This window comes from Mesorhizobium sp. AR02, assembly GCF_024746835.1.
Lineage (GTDB): Bacteria > Pseudomonadota > Alphaproteobacteria > Rhizobiales > Rhizobiaceae > Mesorhizobium.
In genome coordinates this window covers 1,909,815-1,927,620 of record NZ_CP080531.1, presented here as the reverse complement: position 1 = coordinate 1,927,620, position 17,806 = coordinate 1,909,815, and the positions used below count along the sequence as shown (strand labels likewise).

The following is a 17,806-nucleotide window of genomic DNA, read 5'->3' as shown; positions in this document are numbered from 1 at the left end:
GCCATGGATGGGAATGAAACCGAATGAACTTGACGGTGTTTGGAATTGGCTACGTCGGCCTCGTGCAGGCGGCGGTGCTTGCCGAGGTTGGCCACCAGGTTGTTTGCGTCGACATCGACGAGAACAAGGTGGAGCGGCTCAACCAGGGCTTCGTTCCGATCTTCGAACCAGGCCTCGAAAGCATCGTCCGGGAGAATCACGCCGCCGGCCGCATCAAATTCACCACCGATGCCGCAGCCGCCGTCCGGCATGGTGAAATCCAGATGATCGCGGTCGGCACGCCGCCCGGCGAGGACGGTTCGGCCGACCTCAAATATGTGCTGGCGGTCGCCGAGACCATCGGCCGCGAAATGGACAGTGCCAAGATCGTCGTCGGCAAGTCGACCGTGCCGGTCGGCACCTGCGAAAAGGTGAAGGCCAGGATCGCCGAAACGCTGAAGAAGAGAGGGCGCGAGGACCTGAGCTTCGACGTCGCCTCCAATCCCGAATTCCTCAAGGAAGGCTCGGCCGTCGCCGACTGCATGAAGCCTGACCGCATCATCGTCGGCACATCCAGCGAGGAGACCGAGGCGGTGATGCGCGAGCTCTATGCGCCCTTCAACCGCAACCACGAAAAGATGATCGTGATGGACGTGCGCAGCGCCGAATTCACGAAATACGCCGCCAACTGCATGCTGGCGACCAAGATCAGCTTCATGAACGAGATGGCCAATCTGGCCGAGCAGCTCGGCGCCGACATCGAGGAGGTGCGCAAGGGCATCGGCAGCGATCCGCGCATCGGCTACCACTTCATCTATCCGGGTCTTGGCTATGGCGGCTCGTGCTTTCCCAAGGACGTCCGCGCCCTGATCAAGACCGCCGAGGGCGTCAAATTCGACGCCAAGCTGCTGCGCGCCGTCGAGGAGCGCAACAACGACCAGAAATCCGTGCTGTTCGACAAGGTGAACCGCTATTTCAAGGGCAGTCTCAAGGGCAAGACCTTTGCGCTTTGGGGCCTGGCCTTCAAGCCCAACACCGACGACATGCGCGAAGCGCCGGCGCGCGTTCTGATGGAAGCGCTGTGGAAGGCCGGCGCGACCGTGCAGGCCTATGATCCCGAGGCGATGCAGGAATGCCAGGCCATCTATGGCCTGCGCGACGACCTGCTTCTGTGCGGCACCAAGGAAGCGGCTTTGCGCGGCGCCGATGCGCTGCTCATTGCCACCGAATGGAAGAGTTTTCGAGCCCCATCCTTCGACGCGTTGAAGGACGCGCTGACCACGCCGGTCATCTTCGACGGCCGCAACCTCTATGACCCCAAGGTCGTGGCGCGCCACGGCATCGAATATCACTCGATCGGCAGAATGGCGGCATGAGAGCGGGCGCTCAGAGCAAGCAGGATCTGGCAGGCGCGCCCGGCGCGGAAAGGAGTTTTGGCTGATGGTGCTCGACGTAAAGCCCGAGCAAATCACCAGGGATCATTTCGATGTTGTCGCGATCGGTTCCGGTTTCGGTTCGGCCTTCTTCCTGCACGAGTTCGCCAAGCGGCGTAAGGCGCGCGTCCTGGTGCTGGAGTGGGGCCGGCACAACACGCATGAATGGCAGCTCGGCCAGAACGCCAACACCGATATCGGCGACGAGACGACCTACAAGACCAATTCCGACAAGCCGTGGAATTACACGATCGGGCTGGGTGGCGGGACCAACTGCTGGTTCGCGCAGACGCCAAGGTTCCATCCCAACGACTTCAGGCTGAAAAGCACCTATGGCATCGGCAATGACTGGCCGATCAGTTATGACGACGTCGAGCCGTTCTATTGTGATGCCGAAGAGATCATGTCGATCTCCGGCGATCCCGACATGGCGGCGATGCTGCCGCGCTCGAAGCCGTTTCCGCAACCGCCGCATCGCATGTCGACGCCGGACAAGATGATGAAGGCGGCCCAGCCCGACCAGCACTTCGTCATGCCGACCGCCCGCGCCCGCGTGCCAACGTCACAACGCACTTCGTGCTGTGCCAATCTGCGCTGCTGGCTCTGTCCCGTCGACGCGAAATTCACCGTCAACAATGGCCTGATGCATGTCTTCGAGCATCCCGACGTTTCGGTCTGCCTCGGCGCGGAAGTGCGGCGGCTCGATCATGTCGGCGGCACGGTCCGTTCGGTGATTTTCGTCCATGACGACAAGGAATATCAGGTCAGCGGCGATCTCTTCATCCTCGGCGCCAATGCCATCCAGAGCGCCGCGATCATGCTGCGATCCGGCCTGGGAGACGAATTCGTCGGGCGGGGCCTGCATGAATCCTATGGCTGGAATTTCGAGGTCTATCTCGACGGCGTCGACAATTTCGACGGCAGCACCATCACCACCGGCCTGAATTTCGGCCTCTATGACGGTCCGCACCGGTCCGAGCACGCGGCGGCACTGGTCTATTTCGAAAACCGCTGGCAGCACGGGATGCGGGCCGAAAAGGGGCGGTTGCGCCAGACGCTGCCGCTTGTCGTGGTCACTGAAAACCTGCTCGATCACGAGAATTTCGTCACCCTCGACGAGGACGACAATGCCTTTGTTTCCTTCAAGGCACCGTCGGACTACGCGGTCAAGGGCATGGCCCGAGCGCTGGACAAATTGCCTGGGCTGCTTGCCCCGCTGCCGGTCGAACGGCTCTTCGACCGTGGCATCCGGCCAACGGAATCGCATGTCCAGGGCACGCTGAGGATGGGCACCGGCCCAGCCGATTCGGTTGTTGACAGCAACATGGTCCATCACCGGTTGAGAAATCTGGTTGTCGTCGGCACCAGCACCTATCCGAGCTGCTCCTGCGCCAACCCGAGCCTGACCGCGGCGGCGTTGTCCCTGCGGGCGGCGAGCCGGATCGCGTGAGAGGAGCGGGCCGATGATCGAAGTCACACGGCGCTCGGCACTGGCCATCCTGGCGGGAGGCGTTGCCTCGACGGGCGTAGCCTATGCAGCCGTCTCCTCGTTTTCGGATGAGGATCTGGTTCGCGTCACGCTGGAAAAATATCTCGGTAGGCTGAACATGCGCATCGAACATCTGCAGCAGTTCGTGCTGGAATTTCAAAACCGCAATCCGTGGCTGTTTCCCAGTGAAAGACTGGGCGACGCCATCACCTTGCTTGAAACGACGAAGCTCGGGCAGGCACGCGGGTTGCTGCCGAGGCAGAAGCAGCGCGATCTCAGGCATTTCGATCGCTGGGTCGTCGCCGAGTTCCATATGCTGACGGACTACGCCTGGCGCAGTTCGCCCGATGATCCGATCCGGTTCACCGGATGGCACTCATGCACCAACCCGTTCGCGACGCTTGACCCGCCACAGAGCGCGTGAGGCGCAAGTGGCCCCCTGGTTAGGTCGCTTCGCAGAAGAGACGAGCCAGAATATCAGACAAGGAGCCGGTTCCATGAAAGTCCTCTTTGCCAGTGGCAACGGCTATCCGCCCGAGTTCGGTGGCGGCGTCCAATCCAGCACGCATCATCTGGCGGAGCAGTTGATCGAACACGGGCATGAAGCATCGGTGCTCGCCGCTCTGTTCGGCGACGGAATGTTCGGCCTCAAGGCGCGCGCTAAGATGAAGCTCTTGCGGCAACCCGCGGTCGTCGACAGCTTTCCTGGTTACCCGGTGATCAGGACATGGTTTCCCTGGGAAGCAGCAGGTTTTGCCGTCAAGAAACTGAAGCCTGATGTAACCGTGGTCCAGTGCCACAAATCGGTTCCGCTGGGCAAGGCGTTGCAGGCCGAGGGCGTGCCGCTGGTCGTCTATCTCAGAAATGTCGAGTTCCATGAGCTAGGCGGCGATCTGCGCGAGTTGCGCTCCGCGCTCTACATTGCCAATTCGGAATTCACCGCGCGTACCTACAGCAGGGAATTCGGCATTGAGGCGACGGTGATCCCGCCGACCATCAACCCGACGCTGTACAGCACGCCGACCACGGGCCAGTTCGTCACCTTGATCAACCCCTATGAGGAAAAGGGCTTCGAGCTGGCGGTGCGCATTGCCGGCGCCTGCCCCGAAATCCCGTTCCTGTTCGTCGAAAGCTGGAAGCTGGAGGACGACCATCGCGCACGCATCGAGGAAACGATCGCACCGCTCGGCAATGTCACGCTCGAGAGCCGCACCAACGACATGAAGACGATCTATGGCCGCACCAGGATACTGCTCGCGCCCTCGAAATGGGAGGAGGCCTGGGGCCGTGTGGCCTCGGAGGCCCATTGCAGCGGCATCCCGGTCGTCGGCTCGCGGCGCGGCGGCCTGCCCGAAGCGATCGGCCCTGGCGGCGCGGTGCTCGACTATGACGCTCCGCTCGCCGACTGGGTCGCGACCGTCAGGCAGCTGTGGAACGACAACAAGGAATACGAGCGGGTTTCCAGCCTCGCGCGCAGCTTCGCGGCGCGCCCGGAGCTCGATCCGGACCGCCAGTTCGTCACCTTCTTCTCGATATTGGACAGGGCGGTGCAGCAACGCGCGCGCCAGGCTGCATAGGGCAATTCCCGGAAACGGGTTTCCGTCCGGAGTTGCGTCGAAACAAAGAAATCAGGCCGGGCGCTTGACCCGGCTTTTCAGCGTCTCGTAGCCACGGGCACCGAGCAGGGCGCGGGCCAGGGCCTTGGCGGCGCCTTTGCGGCCTTCCTGCGAGTTGATCTGCCGCAGCCTGGCCGGCAGGTTGCGCGCCGCCTGGCCGAGCGCCGGCAGCGACAGCGTGTCGGGGAAGCTGACCATGTGCGTTTCGACGCACAGCACCGGCTTGCCTGATAGCTCCGTGATCTTCAGCGCCTGCGCATGCTCGCTTTCGATGAACAGGATGGCATCGGACTTGCGGTAGAAATCGGCCTTGAAACTGCCATGCGCGCCGAGCCGCCGGCGCTCGGCCATGCTCGGCAGGTCGAGCATGATCAGCTTGTCATACTTGATCTCGTGCTTGGCCAGCCATGCCTCGGTCAGCGCACGGTATTTCTCCAGCCGGCTGGTGACCAGCCAGCCGATCCTGTGCGTCGGGGCATGGAGCGGCCGCGCCTCGCTGAGGAATTTCTCGTAGGCCGGGCCATCGTCGTTTTCCGCCTCGGTCGGATCGAGGCACAGCACCCCGTCTATGTCGACGCAGCACTGCGCCAGGAATTTGTGATGCATGAAATTCCACTGGAACATGCGCGGATGCGGCACGACCTCGAAGACGACGTCGATCTCCCGATGCTGCGGCTGCAGGCCGAACACGGCGGCAAAGGTGAAATCGGCCTCGATGCCGGCAGCTTGAATGCGGGCGCGGGCGTCGCGCATGGCATTGCCGCCGGCAACGCTGTCGTCGATCACCAGCACCTTGCGCATGTCCGACACCTTGCGGTCGAGCGCGGCGCGGCGCTTGGTGATGCCTGACGTGTAGACCCGGCCTTCCAGGAAGCTATCGAGGTCGGTCATCGGAATGTTCGCCGCAAGGCTGACCAGCGTTGCCGCCAGCACGCCGCTTCTGGGAACGCCGACCACCAGGTCGATGTCGCGCGGCAGCCGGTGAAGGTTGCTGACGATCGTGTCGTTCATGTCGGAAATCGATCGGTAGTGCATAAATCAGACCTGATGCTCGTGTGGATATGGGTATCTCAAAAAGGCGCCGAAATTATTGCGCCTCGCGCGGTCGAAATTATTGCGCCTCGCGCGGCGTTGCCGCCGGCTGTCTTGCCGGCAGCATTTTCAGGGCCTCGCGCAAGGCTTCGCGGCCGGATGCGAAGGCCAGCGCGACGACGATGGTGATGAGATAGGCAAGAATGGCGCCGCTGGCCAAGGCGATAACATGCTGCTGCGGCAGCAGCGGCTTGATCAGCCAGACCGCCGCCAGCGCCAGATGGGCGCCGAGCACGAACGGCGTTGCGGCGCGCAGAACGTGGCTGGCCTGCAGCGGCCCGCTCTTGCCGACATAGAGCCACAGGAACGGCGTGCGCAGATATTCGCTGACCGCATAGGCGATCGCGACGCCGAGCGCGCCATAGGGCAGGCCGATCGCGAAGGCGAGCACCGACGTCACGGCCGTAATGATGCCCCAGCGCATGAAGTCGCCGGAGCGGCCCTGGCTGACGAAAAGCCAGCCTGCCGGGTTGTTGAGCGGCTGCAAAAGGCCGGCAAAGCCGAGCGCCAGGAAGATCGAGGCGCTTGCGCGCCACTGCTCGCCGAGCACGAAGGGGATCAGCACATCCGACATGGCGGTGGCGAAGGCGACACCGGGCAGCGCCACCAGAAGGATCAGCGGCATCACCCGCAGATAGGCGCTGCGATAGCGGTCCGGTTCGTCCTTCAGCCTGGACAGTGCCGGCACCATGACCTTCGACAGCGGATTGGTGATCTGGCTGAGCGGGAACAGAAGCAGCTTGTAGGCGCGGTCATAAAGGCCGAGCTGCGCCTCGCCCCAGTATTTGCCGATCAGCACATTGTCGAGGTTGCGGGCGAAGAAATTGGCAAAGTTGAAGCCGGTGATGCCGGCGCCGAAATTGATCAGTTCGCCGATGCCCGCGACCTTGCGCGGCAGGCCGGGCCGCCAGCGCGAGCTTGCCCAGTAGCACAGCGTCGGCAGCACGGCGCCGGTCAGCGTGCCGGCAAACAGCGCCCAATAGGAGCGGTCGATGAAGGTCCAGGCGATCGAGACGGCCAGCCCGGCAACCGCACTGGCGACATCGATGATCGCCAGGCGTCCGAACTGCATGCGCCGCGTCAAAAGCGCCAGATGCTGGGCGCCAAGCCCGTAGGCCATGATCTGCAGCCCGAACGCGGCCACCAGCCCGGCCACGCGCGGCTCGCCATAGAAGGCGGCGACCAGGGGGGCGGCGCCCGCGAGCACGCAGGCCAGGATGGCGCTGACCGCGACATTGATCCAGAAGAGATAGTTCACCTCCTCATGCCGGATGCCTGATTTCTGGATCGTCGCCTGGGTCAGGCCGAAATCCTGGAACAGCGCGATAAAGGCCAGCACCGGCGCGCACATCGCCACGACACCGAAATCCTGTGGCGACAGGAGCCGCGACAGCACGATGACGGATATGATCTGTGTCGCGACCCGCACCGATTGCGACATGGCGGTCACCACCGCGCCGCGCCCGACCGATTTGCGCAGCGAGCCTTCTGGCGGATCGAATGGGTTGGCTTCCAAATTCAGGATTCCTGATTTTTGCGCGGATTTCCGAACCTTGAAAATCCACGCCCGCCGCCAACCCCAAACTACGGCAATAATTTTGCAGTGCAACAGAAAACATGGATTTTTGCTACACTGCACCAAAAATGCTGCAATGCAGCATATCCGGATTGGCGCTTGCGCCCTTCCTCGAGGCTATGCACGATAGCATCCCGTGCAAGAAGTTACCTCATGGCTAAATGTCGGTCCGCCTGTATCCGTGAACGGTCATGACCAATCTCTCCGACGGAGCCATCGGCTCCCATTTGCCGGCCCAGCGCGGATCCATGATGGCACCTGCTGCTACCCACAGGTCGAAATACGGCTGCATGGGCTTGTTCGGAAAGGCACCACCGGTAGTGTCGGCCGGCGTGACGACCGCAGCTTCCTTGCCATCGATGGAAAAGATAACCCGTTTTCCGGCCTCATATTGCAGGCCGAGACGATATCGTTTGCCCGAGAGATCGCCAACCAGAATCCATTTTACCCAGACCGCCTTGTGCTGGTTGTCGACGTTCGCCCAGACGGTGAGTTGCAATCCCCTGGTGCCGACGATCTCGAAATCGACCTCCTCATGGGCCTTGTCGTTAAAGATCCAGAGCGGCGCCGCAATCAGCCCTGGCTTCATCGTCGGCAGCGTTACGTCCACCTCCCATTTCGCCGATGCGGATGCGGAGTTGCTGCCTGAGATCACCTCGGCGGAGGCTTTCTCGCTGACGGTAAGCTGAAGTGCGCCGTCGACGATTTTTACGTTGGCGGCCTTCCAGTCATAGCCTCCGAGCTTGGGCTCGCTCCACTGCGAGGGTGCGAAAGGATTGGAGTATTTCCAAAGCTGGAGCTTCACATCAGCCCAGTCGGGAAGCTTATCGAGGGCGACGTCCCCGCTTCCCGCCACGACGCTCTCGGCCAGTGCCTGGCTGGCGACCGATTGTACCGCCGTGGAGGCGGCCAGAAGCGCCAGGAGTTTTCTGCGTGTGTAATTCATCGGTGCCTCCATTGGCCGCCTTGCCCTTGTCGGCGGCGACGTACTCGATCCGGCCGTTCGATGCGGCCCCTGGCGCCGTGGCGGTGGGCATGCGCCATCTTGAAGAGCCTTACACCCCGGTGAGGCGGTTTTTTGCTACGCCGCATTAAAATGTTGCGATGCAACAAAAAACTTCCTTCCGGGTTTCGGCGCGATCCGGGCAGTGAGAATAGGCGGGGTGGTCCCTCTCGATCGGTGGGCCAACGCCCGGGCAAAAGGAGCCTCTGTTGCGATGCTCGCAGCGGTGCTCAGGCCGCGGAGGCTGTCGGAATGCTGTGAACTTGCCCCATTGCATTCTGCAGATCAGGGGCAAACGGCAATGATACGGGCTCAAGGGGTACAAGCGGCAGGGACTGGGGAGACGAAACGTCGAGGGCAGGATCGATTTGTGCCGGCTGGCGGGCCTTTTCCACTGCGACACGATCGTAGAGCGCATCAAAGAACGCGCCTGCCGGCTCTGCCGCGAACATGACCTCCGCGGTCCTGCGGGCTTCGCGTCGCAGCGGCGCCATCAAGGCCGGTTGCCCGATATACGGCTTCAGCCGTTCGATGGCCAGGCTGGCGAGCCGTTCGACCTCATCGCGGAAATACTGTGCATATTTCGCCTCCCCGCGCGCGTCGTATCCCGGGCTGGACCAGTCGCCGGTATCGTCGAGCTCTACAGGCAATGAGATCCCGTTGACGCCATCCTCCAGGAATTCCGGCAAGGCACAGACCTTCGTTCCAAGAACCGGCGTGTGCTCGGACATCGATTCCAGCGCCGAGTAACCGAAAGTGTCGCCAAAGGTGGCGAGGATGCCGAAATGCGAGTTGCGCAGCAATTGTCGCACCTCCTGGTTTGGCAACACACCGTGATGCCGGACGTTCGGCAGTTCGAGCAGCTTGATGTAGGGGTCGAAGAAGCCCGGGCTCGTCGGATCCGTATATATATGGCCGCCAACCTGGAGACTGGACACGATGTTCACTCGAATTGGCAAATTTTGCTCGGCTGCCTTTTCCGCGATCTTGACCGCCACGCATCCGCCCTTGCGGCCAAAGTGGGCGCCGATAAATGTCAGCACCAACTCCTCGGCAACGTCTTGCGCCATCGCGTCTTTCGTTGCCGGCACCACGATGTTCGGGTGGCGGACCAGCAGCTTTTTCGTCAGCAGGTCCAGTTCTGGATGGTCGGAGTGCTGGGCAAGCAAACTTCTGCGGGCAAAATGCGACAGGGCGATGATGCGGCGGCAGCCGGGGTTGGTGATCCGCGACATCAGGTAGCGCGCCACCAGCCCGCGTTTGCGAAGGGCGAATTGCCGGGGCAAATGGGATTCGAACGACATGATGTATTTGGAGGAATTGACCGGTATCCGGTTGAACGCATGCACCATGTCGACAGACAGGGCAGGTTCGATCAGCGTCACGCCTTCCAGCTTCGACGAGACCAGGTTCAGCGGCAGAAATCGCTGTCGCAAGATCGTATGCCTGGATGTTCGCGGTGTAACGAAGCTGGTCGGATACTTGTCGTCATAGACAGCAATACGAAGAGCCTTGCTCATACAGCACCACCCGTATCAACACAGTGGCATCAGGGGGGTATTCGCAAGCCATTCCAAAGCTGCAGCAGCGCTGCAATCAACCATCATACCGCGCTGCAACACAATGCAGGCGCGAATCCCCTAGCCAACTTCCAAAACCCAACTTTCCTGACAAGAATTCAACATCATTTTTTGTTGCACTGCAATACATTATTTAGGAATTGATTAACCACCATCTCCGCTGCTGGGGGCTTCGCGACTCGCCCGGTGAGATCGCCATGTTGCCGCGAGATGGGTGAAACTGCCCGAAATTGCTTGCGCAGCGGGCCATATTGCTTTTGCGAGGCGCAACTGCGTGGTCATTCTTAAGAGTTGTGGACCGCAGGCGATATGTTTGTGCGGCGCGGTAGAGGTGACTAATTTTGCTACACTGCACCAAAAATGTTGCGATGCAGCAAGAGCTGTACTAGGCTCCCCTTGGGTGGGGTCAAACAGCGATCGAGTTTTCATGCTGCATGTCTTGTACCTGGTGCACGATGTTTCCGATCCGGCGGTTCGCCGCCGGATCACAATGCTCAGGACAGGCGGCGCCCGGGTTTCCCTGGCGGGCTTCCGCCGCGCCGCGACCCCGATTGCCGATATAGAAGGATTGCAGCCGATCGACCTTGGCGCAACGCGTGATGGCCGATTCGCCCAGCGCCTGGCGGCGGTGGCGAAAGCGGCGGTTTCGATAGGCTCGAAGCTGAGGGGCACGCCGCGGCCCGATCTCATCATCGCGCGCAATCTGGAAATGCTGGCGCTGGCCCGCCGCGCCAGGTCGGCTTTCGGCGCCACGGTGCCGATCGTCTATGAATGCCTCGACATCCACCGCCTGGTGCTCCGCGACGATGTCCTCGGCAAGGCGCTGCGCGCCACCGAACGCCATCTGGCGCGCGACGTGAAGCTGCTGGTGACCAGTTCGCCCGCCTTCATCGCCAATTATTTCAAACCCTTCCGCCAGGTCGCGGCACCCGTCGAACTGGTCGAGAACAAATATTTCGAGGCAGCAGCGATCTTGCCCGGCGAACGTGAGGAAGTGGAGGGGCCGGCCGCCCCGCCATGGCGGATCGGCTGGTTCGGGGCGCTGCGCTGCCGCCGCTCGCTCGAGCTGCTGGCCGATTTCACGCGCCGCATGGATGGACGTTTCGAGGTCGTGCTGCGCGGCCGTCCGGCGCTCTCCGAATTCCCGGATTTCCATGCCTTCGTAGATGCCGAGCCCTATCTGTCGTTTCGTGGACCCTACCGCAACCCGGAGGACATGGCGGCGATCTACCAGGATGTCCATTTCTCCTGGGCGATCGATTTCTTCGAAGAGGGGCAGAATTCGGAATGGCTGCTGCCCAACCGCCTCTATGAAGGCTGCCGCTTCGGGGCGGTGCCGATTTCGATGGGCCATACGGAAACGGGACGGTTCCTCAGCCAGCAGGACATCGGCATCCTGTTGCCGCAGGCTTCATCAGACGCGCTCGAAACAGCACTCGGCAAGATGGAGGAGCACCGTTTCGGCAGGCTGAAGGCGCGCGTGTTTGCCCACAATCCGAGGACGTGGAGCTACGATCGCAGCGACTGCAGCGCACTGGTCGAAAAACTGCGCCGCCTGACCACCGTGCGCGAACCCCTCGCGGCCGAAGCGCTGGCATAGGATGGACACCGCCCGATGACGCAAGCGCTTCCCTCCAGCCTGATCGTGATCCCTTGCCTGAACGAGGCAGCCCATATCGGTACGCTGCTCGATCAATTGCGGCCCGCTGCTGAAAGGCTTGGCGCCAGGATTATCGTCGCCGATGGCGGCAGCACCGACGGCACGCTGGCCATTGTCGAGCAGATCGCCGCGAAGGATGCGCGCGTTATCCTGCTTCACAACAAGCGGCGCATCCAGAGCGCGGCGATCAATCTCGCCGTCGGCACGTACGGTGAAGGCGCGGACTATCTCATCCGCATCGACGCGCATGGCGGCTATCCCGACGATTATTGCGACCGGCTGCTTGAGGAAGCAATGGCCACATCAGCCGATTCGGTCGTCGTTTCGATGCTGACCAGCGGCAACGGCGCGGTGCAGAAATCGGTTGCGGCGGCGCAGAATTCGAAACTCGGCACCGGTGGCTCCAAGCATCGTCACCTCTCCTCTGGTGAATGGGTCGACCATGGCCATCACGCGCTGATGCGGATATCGGCCTTCGGCGCAGTCGGTGGCTATGACGAAACCTTCAGCCATAATGAGGATGCCGAGCTCGACTACCGGCTGCGGCAGGCCGGCTACAAGGTCTGGATGAGCGGCAAGACGCAGATGGTCTACTATCCGCGCGCCTCGCTCAAAGGTCTCTATTTCCAGTATCTCGGCTATGGCCGCGGCCGCGCCAAGAATGTGCTGAAACACCGCGTCATCCCGAAGGTTAGGCAGATGGTGCCGCTCGCGGTCTTCCCGGTGGTTCTGCTCGCGGCCTTCTCCTTCGTGCACTGGATCGCGGCGGTGCCGTTGCTGATCTGGGCGGCAGTATGCCTGGGCTACGGCCTGGTGACGGCCATTCGCCAGCGCAATGCCGGTATCGCGCTGGCCGGCGTCTCGGCCATGGTCATGCATTTCGGCTGGTCCGTCGGCTTCTGGCTGCAGCTTCTCGGCCTCGGCGCGCGACGCGGGGTGGCGTGATGGCGGTTCAGACCAAGAACCGCAGCATCGATATCGGCGTCTGCACGTTCCGCCGGTCGGAGCTGGCCGACACGCTGCGCTCGCTTGCCGCCATGGAGATGCCGGCAGGGTTTGATATCAGCGTCATTGTCGCCGACAATGACGACACGCCAAGCGCCCAGGCGCTGGTGACGGCGCTGTCGCAGGAGTTGAAATTGCCGGTCCGCTACCGGCATGCGCCCGCGCGCAACATCTCGGTCGCCCGCAACGCGTGCCTCGATGCCAGCGAGGCGGATTTCCTCGCTTTCATCGACGACGACGAGACTGCCTCCGCCCGTTGGCTGGCCGAACTGGTGGCGACGGCTGAGGACAGTGGCGCAACAGCCGTGCTCGGCCCGGTCCGGGCGCTCTACCGTCCGGATGCACCCGAATGGATGCGGCGCGGCGATTTCCACTCGACCTTGCCGGTCTGGGTGGGCGGCGAGATCCGCACCGGCTACACCTGCAACGTGCTGCTGCGCATGGGATCGGACAGCCTGCGCGGCCGCCGCTTCAGCCTGGCGCGCGGCCAGACCGGCGGCGAGGACACCGAGTTCTTCGATCAGATGGTCAAGGCCGGCGGTCGCATTGCCTTCGCTCAAGAGGCCTGGGTGGACGAGGTGGTGCCGCGCTCAAGGGCGGCGTTCGACTGGCTCGGCCGCCGCCGTTTTCGCGTCGGTCAGACGCATGGTCACCTCTTAGGCAGCAATGCGCGTGGCATCGGGCTGATCACGCATGTTGGCCTGGCCTCGGCGAAGGCAGCCTTTTGTTTCGCCGCGGCCCTTCCCGTCGTCGCCAGCCCGGTGCGCAGGAACCGCAGCGTGCTGCGCGGCATCATGCATGTCGGCGTCGTCAGCGGTCTTGTCGGCATCCGCGAAATCCGCCTCTACGGCCAATCCTCACCGCAGGTAGGAGGCAAGCGTGCAGCCTGACGTCTCCTTGGTCCCCGATGTTTCCTTTGTCATTGCCGCCTACAATGCCGAGGCGACGCTCGATCGGGCGATCGCCAGCGCCATCGCGCAGAAGGGTGTCAGCGTCGAGATCATCGTCGTCGACGACCAGTCGCGCGACGCCACGCTCGATGTGGCGCGGGCCTATCCGCAGGACGTTGTGCGTGTCGTCGCCCTGGCCAAGAATCGTGGTCCCGGCGGCGCCAGGAATGCCGGGCTCGACGTCGCCCGCGGCAGGTGGATCGCGGTTCTCGATTCCGACGACGCCGTCTTTCCCGGCCGCATCGCCGCCATGATCGATCGTGCTGAGAGCGCGGATGCCCAGATCGCCGTCGACAACCTCCAGGTCGTCCGCGAGGACGGCGTGGTCGAGGATGCGATGTTCCCGCGGCAGTATCTGGAAGGTCTGCGCGAGATTTCGCTGGCCACCTACATCGCCGGCAACATCGTCTTCGAATCGAAATTCAACCTTGGCTACCTCAAGCCGATCTTCCAGCGCCGGTTCCTGGACGAGAACCGGCTTCGCTATGATGAGAAACTGAGGATCGGCGAGGACTACATCCTGTTTGCCGACGCGCTCGCCAAGGGCGGCAGATGCGTGGTCGAGCCGGAGATCGGCTACGCCTATCATATCCGCAGCGGCTCCATCTCGCGTGTGCTCGAGCTTCACCATGTCGAAGCGATGCGCAAGGCGGATGCCGTATTCGCTCAAACCCATCGGATGGATGAGGCAGCCCAGGCGGCCTTTGCCCGGCGCGGCCGCAGCCTGCGCAAGGCGGCTTCCTTCCTGGCGATGGTCCAGCACATCAAGGCGCGGTCCCCGCTCAAGGCGATCCGGACAGCGCTCAGCGACCCGGCGGCGGTCAGGCATATGGGCATGCCGATCGCCGTGCGGTTGCGACGAGTAGCGGCACAGTTTGCCGTGGGGGTGGGGAGGTGAAGATGCAGGCACATGGAGGGATTTTTCGTGGCCTGTGAAGGAACTGCAGTCGATCTCCTCAGAAGGAATTTGCGATGAAGAAAATCAGGAAGGCCGTGATACCGGTGGCGGGGCTTGGAACACGGTTCCTGCCGGCGACCAAGTCGATGCCGAAGGAAATGCTTCCCGTCGTCGACAGGCCTGTCGTGCAATATGCGGTGGACGAGGCCTTCGAAGCCGGCATCGAGCACATCGTGTTCGTGACCGGCCGCAACAAGGCGGTCATCGAGGACTATTTCGACCTGCATCCGGAATTGATCGGCACCCTGGAGCAGACTGGCAAGAAGACCCAGCTGGAGGCGCTCGAAAGCATGCTGCCGGTGGCCGGCGCCACCTCCTTCATTCGCCAGCAGTCGCCGCAGGGCCTCGGCCACGCCGTCTGGTGCGCCCGCGAGGTCATCGGCGACGAGCCTTTCGCCTTGCTTTTGCCTGATATGGTCTCCTTCGGCGGGCGCGGCTGCCTGGCCGAGATCACCGACCTCTACGCCGAGACCGGTGGCAACGTCATCGCCGTCGAGCGTTGCGATCCGAGCGAGACCAACAAATACGGCATTGTCGGCCGCGGCGCCGATATTGGTGGCGGTTTCGAGGTCACGGCCATGGTCGAAAAGCCGGCCCCGGCAAACGCGCCGTCGAATTTCTATATCAACGGCCGCTACATCCTCCAGCCCGAGATCTTCGCGCTGCTGGGCAATCAGCAGCGTGGCGCCGGCAATGAGATCCAGCTGACGGACGCCATGGTCCGCCTGTCGAAGGACCAGCCATTCTTCGCCCAGCCTTTCCTGGGCCGCATGTTCGACTGCGGCTCCAAGGAAGGCTTCATCCAGGCCAACATCGCCTTTGCGCTGGCGCGCAACGACATGAAGGGCCCGGTTTTCGAGATGCTTCAGGAGTTCGTCCGGTCGCATGAACGCCAGGAAGAAGCCGCATAATGCCCATCTTTCGGGAGTATTGCTGGATGGCTGGCGGCGAGGGGCCGACAGGTCCCCGCCGTCTGGCACGAAGCTTGCATTGTTTCTTGGCAATGCTCCCGATCTTCGAGGCGCCTGTAAGCTAGAATTGGACCGACGATGAATTATGCCAACTTTCCTCTCGACAAGAGGATGCCATTGCCGAATTCGGACGCAGGAAACGGCGAAGACTTCATCGATATCGAGCGGCTGCTTGGCATGGCTGCGCGGCAGGCCAAGGTGGTTGCCGTGTGCGCCGCCATCGGTCTCTTCCTGGGCATGCTCTATCTGCAGACAACGCCGCCCAAATATGTGTCGATCTCAAGCGTGCTGATCGACGAAGGCCTGAACAAGATCGTCGACGACATCTCGGCGGCGTCGACGACCATGCAGACCGATTCCGCCATTCTGAGCCAGATCGAGATCCTGACTTCGACGCGGCTTGCCGCGGTGGTTGTCGACAAGCTCAAGCTCGACCAGAGCGATGCGTTCATGAACCCGCCGCAGTCCGCCCTTGCCCAGGGCGTCGGCCTGATCCGCGGCCTGATCCAGTACGCCCACCCCAGCGCGCCCATGCCGGGCATGGGTGACATCAGCAAGCTCGACCCCGCCACCCGCGATGCGCTGATCGCCGCGTCTCGCCGCGACTACGCGATCCTCAAGCTGCAGAACGAGATCCGGGCGGATCGTGTCGGACGAAGCTACGTCATCGCGCTTGGCTATCAGGCGACGGATCCGGGACTGGCGAAAGCCATCACCAAGGCCTATGCCGACGCCTATCTTGCCGATCAGCTCGATGCCAGCTTCGACGCCACCGAGCGCGCGGCGGTCTGGTTGCAGGGCCGCCTGACGGAACTGCGCGAAAGCTCGCAGCAGGCATCGCTTGCGGTCGAGAAATTCAGGGCCGAACACGGCCTGTCCGCCAACAGCGACGGCCAGCTGATGAGCGACAAGCAGCTTGCCGACCTCAACGCCCAGCTCATCGTGGCGCAGGCCGACACCGCGCGCGCCAGCGCCCGCTACCAGCAATACAAGTCGATCGTCGACGGCGGCTCCGACAATGCGTTCAAGGACGCCGCCATATCGGCGGACCAGCCGAGCAGCTCGGTCATTTCGGCGCTCAAGACCCGCTACCTCACGGTCGCCAAGCGGCAGCAGGATGTCGAGGCGAATTTCGGCCCCGATCATCCCCAAGCCGTGGCGCTGGCCAAGGAAAAGGCCGACATATCGGCGCAGATTTTCGGCGAGTTGAAGCAGCTCACCGAAAGCTATCGCAACGAATATGAAGTGGCGCTGGCGCGCGAGACCGCGCTCAGGGCCAATGTCGCCTCCGCACAGGGCAAGAGCTCCATCGACAACCAGTCGCAGGTCCAGTTGCGCGACCTCGACCAGAAGGCGACGGCGCTCACCACGCTCTATCAGACGTTCCTCGGCCGCTACGAGGAAGCCGCGCAGCAGCGATCCTTCCCGGTCGGCAAGATCCGCATCATCTCGGACGCCTCGACGCCGATGTCCGCCTCGAGCCCGCGCACCATCGTCGTGCTCGGACTTTCGCTCGTGCTTGGTGTGCTGATGGGTGCCGGCTTCGGCGGCCTCAACGAATTCAACGAGCGGTTCTTCCGGACCGGCGAGGAGGTACGCGACCGCGTCGGCCTCAAATTCCTCGGCTACCTGCCGACTGTCGGCAGCAGGCCCGCCAAGGAGGACAAGCAGGCCGAGACTCAGCCGGATGCCAAGACAGCCAGGTCGCCGGCGGCCGTTGAAAGGCGCGCGCGCATGCGGGTCAGCATCGACGCTCCGGCATCGATGTTCGCCGAAACGCTGCGCAGCGCCAAGATCGCCTTCGATGTCGTGCTGGAGGGACAGAGCAGCCGCGTCATCGGCGTCATCTCGGTCCTTCCCGGCGAAGGCAAGTCGACGGTCGCGGCCAATCTCGCCGGGCTGCTTGCCGCCAACGGCGCCAGGACGCTGCTCATCGACGGTGACTTGCGCAATCCGGGCCTCAGCCGCAGCCTCGGCATGGAGGCCGAGCAGGGCCTGATGGAGGCCGTGGTCAACGGCCAGACCTGGCAATCGGTCGGCAAGATCGACCGGCAGACCAAGCTCGCCATCATCCCCGCCGTGCTGCGCGGCAACTTCTCGCACACCAGCGAACTCTTGTCCTCAGCCGGAATGCGGCGCTTCATCGAGAACGCCAAGGAGACGTTCGAATACATCGTCGTCGATCTGCCGCCGCTCGGTCCGGTGGTCGACGCCAAGGCCTTCGCGCCGTTGGTCGACGGCTTCGTGCTGGTCACCGAATGGGGCCGCACGCCACGCGCCATGGTGAGGTCGATGCTGGAATCGGAACCTTATGTCGCCAACAAGATCGTTGGCGCGGTGCTGAACAAGGTCGACCTGAAGAAGCTCGCCAGATACGGATCGTTCGGCGCGTCGGAGAAATTCTTCGACAAATACTCGAGCTACTATCTCGACAAGTCGGAAGTGCGCAGCAAGGCACCGGTCTGATTGATCCCGCCGTCTTCTGGTGAGGCCA

General features: G+C 62.7%; 14 protein-coding genes. 10 read left to right on the top strand and 4 right to left on the bottom strand.

The features are described from left to right. The first annotated feature begins 23 nt into the window (after positions 1-23). The 4 genes from DBIPINDM_RS13535 (at position 24) to DBIPINDM_RS13520 (ending at position 4,478) form a co-directional block, all read left to right on the top strand. Positions 24-1,355: a UDP-glucose dehydrogenase family protein gene (locus tag DBIPINDM_RS13535; protein ID WP_258587728.1), complete on the top strand. Its 1,332-nt coding sequence runs from the start codon at positions 24-26 to the stop codon at positions 1,353-1,355. A 64-nt stretch (positions 1,356-1,419) separates the two neighbouring features. After that, positions 1,420-2,862: a GMC oxidoreductase gene (locus DBIPINDM_RS13530; RefSeq protein ID WP_258587727.1), complete on the top strand. Its 1,443-nt coding sequence runs from the start codon at positions 1,420-1,422 to the stop codon at positions 2,860-2,862. A 13-nt stretch (positions 2,863-2,875) separates the two neighbouring features. Next, a complete protein-coding gene (locus tag DBIPINDM_RS13525; protein ID WP_258587726.1) occupies positions 2,876-3,325 on the top strand; it encodes a hypothetical protein in 450 nt (149 codons plus the stop codon). A gap of 73 nt (positions 3,326-3,398) precedes the next feature. Then, entirely contained in the window at positions 3,399-4,478 is a 1,080-nt protein-coding gene (locus tag DBIPINDM_RS13520) for a glycosyltransferase (protein ID WP_258587725.1), read from the top strand. A gap of 51 nt (positions 4,479-4,529) precedes the next feature. On the opposite strand, the gene DBIPINDM_RS13515 is transcribed toward DBIPINDM_RS13520, so the two are convergent. From DBIPINDM_RS13515 to DBIPINDM_RS13500, 4 genes are all read right to left on the bottom strand, one after another. Next, positions 4,530-5,552, bottom strand: coding sequence for a phosphoribosyltransferase family protein (locus DBIPINDM_RS13515; protein ID WP_318036937.1), 1,023 nt, complete (start codon positions 5,550-5,552; stop codon positions 4,530-4,532). Between the two features lie 76 nt (positions 5,553-5,628). Then, entirely contained in the window at positions 5,629-7,125 is a 1,497-nt protein-coding gene (locus tag DBIPINDM_RS13510) for a lipopolysaccharide biosynthesis protein (protein ID WP_258587723.1), read from the bottom strand. A gap of 217 nt (positions 7,126-7,342) precedes the next feature. After that, complete coding sequence (locus DBIPINDM_RS13505) at positions 7,343-8,131, bottom strand: family 16 glycosylhydrolase (RefSeq protein ID WP_258587722.1); 789 nt, start codon at positions 8,129-8,131, stop codon at positions 7,343-7,345. 287 nt (positions 8,132-8,418) lie between these two features. After that, positions 8,419-9,708: a glycosyltransferase family 4 protein gene (locus DBIPINDM_RS13500; RefSeq protein WP_258587721.1), complete on the bottom strand. Its 1,290-nt coding sequence runs from the start codon at positions 9,706-9,708 to the stop codon at positions 8,419-8,421. 487 nt (positions 9,709-10,195) lie between these two features. Here DBIPINDM_RS13500 and DBIPINDM_RS13495 point away from each other — a divergent pair, with 487 nt between their 5' ends. The 6 genes from DBIPINDM_RS13495 to DBIPINDM_RS13470 all read left to right on the top strand — a co-directional run bounded on the left by DBIPINDM_RS13495 (position 10,196) and on the right by DBIPINDM_RS13470 (position 17,778). Continuing rightward, positions 10,196-11,368, top strand: a complete 1,173-nt coding sequence (locus DBIPINDM_RS13495) for a glycosyl transferase family 1 (protein WP_258587720.1) — start codon at positions 10,196-10,198, stop codon at positions 11,366-11,368. Positions 11,369-11,383: 15 nt separating this feature from the next. Further along, positions 11,384-12,373: a glycosyltransferase family 2 protein gene (locus DBIPINDM_RS13490; protein WP_258587719.1), complete on the top strand. Its 990-nt coding sequence runs from the start codon at positions 11,384-11,386 to the stop codon at positions 12,371-12,373. Next, positions 12,373-13,323, top strand: coding sequence for a glycosyltransferase (locus tag DBIPINDM_RS13485; RefSeq protein ID WP_258587718.1), 951 nt, complete (start codon positions 12,373-12,375; stop codon positions 13,321-13,323). The genes DBIPINDM_RS13490 and DBIPINDM_RS13485 overlap by 1 nt, the downstream gene beginning before the upstream one ends. Further along, positions 13,313-14,281, top strand: a complete 969-nt coding sequence (locus DBIPINDM_RS13480) for a glycosyltransferase family 2 protein (RefSeq protein WP_258587717.1) — start codon at positions 13,313-13,315, stop codon at positions 14,279-14,281. The genes DBIPINDM_RS13485 and DBIPINDM_RS13480 overlap by 11 nt, the downstream gene beginning before the upstream one ends. A gap of 74 nt (positions 14,282-14,355) precedes the next feature. Beyond that, complete coding sequence (locus DBIPINDM_RS13475) at positions 14,356-15,252, top strand: UTP--glucose-1-phosphate uridylyltransferase (protein ID WP_258587716.1); 897 nt, start codon at positions 14,356-14,358, stop codon at positions 15,250-15,252. Positions 15,253-15,390: 138 nt separating this feature from the next. After that, a complete protein-coding gene (locus DBIPINDM_RS13470) occupies positions 15,391-17,778 on the top strand; it encodes a polysaccharide biosynthesis tyrosine autokinase (RefSeq protein WP_258587715.1) in 2,388 nt (795 codons plus the stop codon). Positions 17,779-17,806: the final 28 nt, after the last annotated feature.

Bases quoted from the DNA above. Each gene is read 5' to 3' on its own strand.
- DBIPINDM_RS13535 (WP_258587728.1), top strand. From the start codon at position 24: ATGAACTTGACGGTGTTTGGAATTGGCTACGTCGGCCTCGTGCAGGCG.
- DBIPINDM_RS13530 (WP_258587727.1), top strand. From the start codon at position 1,420: ATGGTGCTCGACGTAAAGCCCGAGCAAATCACCAGGGATCATTTCGAT.
- DBIPINDM_RS13525 (WP_258587726.1), top strand. From the start codon at position 2,876: ATGATCGAAGTCACACGGCGCTCGGCACTGGCCATCCTGGCGGGAGGC.
- DBIPINDM_RS13520 (WP_258587725.1), top strand. From the start codon at position 3,399: ATGAAAGTCCTCTTTGCCAGTGGCAACGGCTATCCGCCCGAGTTCGGT.
- DBIPINDM_RS13515 (WP_318036937.1), bottom strand. From the start codon at position 5,552: ATGCACTACCGATCGATTTCCGACATGAACGACACGATCGTCAGCAAC.
- DBIPINDM_RS13505 (WP_258587722.1), bottom strand. From the start codon at position 8,131: ATGAATTACACACGCAGAAAACTCCTGGCGCTTCTGGCCGCCTCCACG.
- DBIPINDM_RS13500 (WP_258587721.1), bottom strand. From the start codon at position 9,708: ATGAGCAAGGCTCTTCGTATTGCTGTCTATGACGACAAGTATCCGACC.
- DBIPINDM_RS13495 (WP_258587720.1), top strand. From the start codon at position 10,196: ATGCTGCATGTCTTGTACCTGGTGCACGATGTTTCCGATCCGGCGGTT.
- DBIPINDM_RS13490 (WP_258587719.1), top strand. From the start codon at position 11,384: ATGACGCAAGCGCTTCCCTCCAGCCTGATCGTGATCCCTTGCCTGAAC.
- DBIPINDM_RS13485 (WP_258587718.1), top strand. From the start codon at position 12,373: ATGGCGGTTCAGACCAAGAACCGCAGCATCGATATCGGCGTCTGCACG.
- DBIPINDM_RS13475 (WP_258587716.1), top strand. From the start codon at position 14,356: ATGAAGAAAATCAGGAAGGCCGTGATACCGGTGGCGGGGCTTGGAACA.
- DBIPINDM_RS13470 (WP_258587715.1), top strand. From the start codon at position 15,391: ATGAATTATGCCAACTTTCCTCTCGACAAGAGGATGCCATTGCCGAAT.